This is a genomic window from Novosphingobium sp. B-7, assembly GCF_000410615.1.
Taxonomy (GTDB): domain Bacteria; phylum Pseudomonadota; class Alphaproteobacteria; order Sphingomonadales; family Sphingomonadaceae; genus Novosphingobium; species Novosphingobium capsulatum.
Genome location: NZ_KE148330.1, coordinates 1 through 3,553, shown reverse-complemented (window position 1 = coordinate 3,553; position 3,553 = coordinate 1). Strand labels below are relative to the sequence as shown.

Sequence of the window (3,553 nt, the reverse complement as noted above, 5' to 3'; positions counted from 1 at the left end):
ACGGTGTGGGGGAGGATCTGGATGGTTAGACGCCTTCCAGGGCGTAGCCGGCGGAGCGCACGGTGCGCACCGGGTCAGCCGCGCCGGGCAGGGCGATCGCCTGGCGCAGGCGGCGGATGTGCACGTCAACCGTGCGCAGTTCGATGTCGCTGCCGCTGCCCCACACCGCATCGAGCAATTGCCCGCGCGAAAACACGCGGCCGGGATGTTCCATGAAATGCTTGAGCAGGCGGAACTCGGTGGGGCCGATCTTGATCGTCTGGCCGCGCCGGGTGACGCGGTGGGCAGTGGGGTCGAGGCTCATGTCGCCCACGGTGATGGTTTCGCCGGCCAGCGCCGGGCGCACGCGGCGCAGCACGGCGCCGACGCGGGCGATGAGTTCGCGTGGCGAGAACGGCTTGGTGACATAGTCGTCCGCGCCGGTTTCCAGGCCGCGCACGCGATCATCCTCGTCGCTGCGCGCGGTGAGCATGATGATCGGCACATGGGCCGTGGCCTTGTTGCGGCGCAGGCGGCGGCACACCTCGATCCCGCTGGTGCCACCGATCATCCAATCGAGCAGCACGAGATCGGGCGTGTCTTCGGCTGCCAGGAGCAGGGCTTCATCGCCATCGTCGGTGCTGCGCACGTCATAGCCTTCACCGCGGAAGCGATATTCCACGAGTTCGGCCAGCGCGGTGTCGTCTTCGACGAGAAGCAGCTTGGGAGCAGACACGCATTACCTCCGGGATGAACCTTGACCGTAACCTTGCGAAAGCACGACAATTGTTACGTGGCCATGACGAACGGCGCGGGAATAATGCGCCCGCCGCGATCACGCCGGCGGAATGACGTCTTCCCGTTCGGGCAGGTAGGTGCCAGTGGCGGCATAGTGCACGATTTCGGCAATATTGGTCGCCTGGTCGCCGATGCGCTCGATATTGCGGGCGACGAACATGAGCTGGGCCACGCTGCTGATCGTGGCCGGGTTTTCCACCATGTACGACACGAAATTGCGGAACACGCTGTCATAGATCGCATCGACCTTGGCGTCGCGACGCACGATTTCGGCGGCGGCCACGGCATCGCGCGCGGCATAGGCGGTGAGCACGTCGTGCACCATGTCGCTGGCCAGCTCGTTCATGATCGGCAGCAGGGTCAGCGGCTCGAAGCGCTTGCGCCCCTCGATGTGGCCCACGCGCTTGGCGATGTTCTTGGCATAGTCGCCAATCCGTTCGATCACGCCGGCGATCTTGAGCGCGGCGATTACTTCGCGCAGGTCGTCGGCCATCGGTGCGCGCAGGGCGAGCACGCGGATGGCGAGGCGATCAACCTCGCCTTCCAGCTGGTCGATGCGCTTGTCGCGCGCGATCACGCTGGTTGCCAGTTCCTCGTTACCGCCGACCAGGGCGTCCATCGCCTCGGTAATGGAAAGTTCGGCCAGGCCGCCCATTTCCGCCACCAGGCCGCGCAGGCGGGTGATGTCTTCGTCGAATGCCTTGACGGTATGTTCAGCCACGTCTCGTATCCTTACCCGTAACGCCCGGTGATATAGTCCTTGGTGCGCTCTTCCCGTGGATTGGTGAAGATGTCCGAGGTCGTGCCATATTCCACGATCTTGCCCATATGGAAGAACGCGGTGCGCTGCGAGACGCGGGCGGCCTGCTGCATGGAGTGGGTGACGATCACGATGGCATAGCGGCCACGCAATTCGTCGATCAGTTCCTCGATCCGCGCGGTGGCGATGGGATCGAGCGCGGAGCACGGCTCGTCCATCAGGATCACTTCGGGATCGACGGCAATGGCGCGGGCGATGCACAGGCGCTGTTGCTGGCCGCCCGAAAGCGCGGTGCCGCTGTCGGTGAGCCGATCCTTGACTTCGTCCCACAGGCCGGCGCGCTGGAGCGAGGTTTCGACGATGCCGTCCAACTCGCTCTTGCTGGTCGTCAGCCCGTGGATGCGCGGGCCATAGGCGATGTTTTCATAGATCGACTTGGGAAACGGGTTGGGCTTTTGAAAGACCATGCCAACGCGCGCGCGCAGCTGCACCACGTCCATGCCCGAGCGGTAGATATCCTGCCCATCGATCAGGATTTCGCCTTCGACCCGGGCATTGGCGATCGTGTCGTTCATGCGGTTCAACGAACGCAGGAACGTGGACTTGCCACAACCCGAGGGGCCGATGAACGCGGTGACATAGTCGTTGGGCACGTCGATCGAGACATCGTCGATCGCGCGCTTGGCGCCATAGAACACCGACACGTTGCGCGCGCTGATCTTGGCCGGGCCATCGTCGGGCAAGGTAGAGATCTGCGCCGCGGCTTCGGCAGGGGCGTCGTTCAGGGGAAGGGGGGCGTTCATGTTACCACCGTTTCTCGAAGCGGTTGCGCAAGTAGATGGCAAGACCGTTCATGAGCAGAAGGAAGACCAGCAGGACGACGATCGCGGCGCTGGTGCGCTCGATGAAGCCACGGTCGATTTCGTCGGACCACAGGAAGATCTGCACCGGCAGCACCGTGGCCGGCGAGGTGAGATCGCCCGGTGGCGAGGCAACGAAGGCGCGCATGCCGATCATCAGCAGCGGCGCGGTTTCACCCAGCGCGCGGGCCATGCCGATGATTGTGCCGGTGAGGATGCCGGGCAGCGCCAGCGGCAGCACGTGGTGGAACACCACCTGGACCGGGCTGGCGCCCATGGCCAGCGCGGCATCGCGGATCGAGGGCGGGACTGCCTTGATCGCATTGCGCCCGGAAATCACGATCACTGGCATGGTCATCAGCGCCAGCGTCATGCCGCCGATCAGCGGGGCCGAGCGATAGTGCGGGAAGATCGCGAGGAATACCGCGAGGCCCAGCAGTCCGAAAATGATCGAGGGCACGGCCGCCAGGTTGTTGATCGAGATTTCAATGAGGTCAGTCCAGCGGTTGCGCGGGGCATATTCCTCCAGATAGAGCGCGGCGAGCACGCCCACCGGGAAAGCCAGCACGATCGTGACCAGCATGGTCATGATCGAACCCTTGAGCGCGCCCCAGATGCCCACGGACTGCGGGCTGGTAGCGTCTGAACGGGCAAGGAAGCCCCAGTCGAATGCGCGCACCAGCTTGCCATCCTGGACCAGGCGCTGCGCGACAGGGCGAAGTGCCTCGGGGCCATCGCCACGCTGGGCAGCGGCGAGTTCGTCGGTGGCGGGCAGCGAGACGGCCATGCTAGCCTCGTCCAGCAGCGCCGGCTTGGCCGCAATCTGCGCGGCGACATCGCGCCAGGCACCATCGGCAAGCAGCGCCGCGCCGCCCTGGCCCAAGCCCTTTTCAGCGGCGGCATCGACCATGGCCGGCAGGCCTGCCAGTTCCAGCGCGCTGGCCGGATCGGGCTGGCCCAGGCTCGCGGGTGCCCAGGTGAATGGCATGCGTGCCATCGCCCAGGATCTGCACCTCGACATGGCGTCCGCGCGCCACGAACCGTTCGACATAGACCGCAGGGTTGCCAAACGATGCCTGCGCTTCGGCCCGCGCCATGGCCAGCGCGGCATCGAGGTCTTGCGCGCGGTCCACCCGGCGCATGCCCTTGCCGCCGC

4 protein-coding genes and 1 pseudogene are annotated in these 3,553 nt (G+C 65.5%); all 5 read right to left on the bottom strand.

Annotated features, from left to right (window positions below):
- Positions 1–25: 25 nt before the first annotated feature.
- Entirely contained in the window at positions 26–715 is a 690-nt protein-coding gene (phoB, locus tag H926_RS0110665) for a phosphate regulon transcriptional regulator PhoB (RefSeq protein WP_022676280.1), read from the bottom strand.
- Between the two features lie 99 nt (positions 716–814).
- The gene (phoU, locus tag H926_RS0110660) at positions 815–1,498 is read right to left on the bottom strand and encodes a phosphate signaling complex protein PhoU (RefSeq protein ID WP_022676279.1); all 684 of its coding nucleotides are present in this window, start codon (positions 1,496–1,498) and stop codon (positions 815–817) included.
- 11 nt (positions 1,499–1,509) lie between these two features.
- A complete protein-coding gene (pstB, locus tag H926_RS0110655) occupies positions 1,510–2,340 on the bottom strand; it encodes a phosphate ABC transporter ATP-binding protein PstB (protein WP_022676278.1) in 831 nt (276 codons plus the stop codon).
- A 1-nt stretch (position 2,341) separates the two neighbouring features.
- Positions 2,342–3,385: a phosphate ABC transporter permease PstA gene (gene pstA, locus H926_RS0110650; protein WP_022676277.1), complete on the bottom strand. Its 1,044-nt coding sequence runs from the start codon at positions 3,383–3,385 to the stop codon at positions 2,342–2,344.
- A pseudogene (locus H926_RS32465) lies at positions 3,288–3,553 on the bottom strand (acetyl-CoA carboxylase biotin carboxylase subunit); the annotation flags it as partial. The pseudogene H926_RS32465 and the gene pstA, both read right to left, overlap by 98 nt.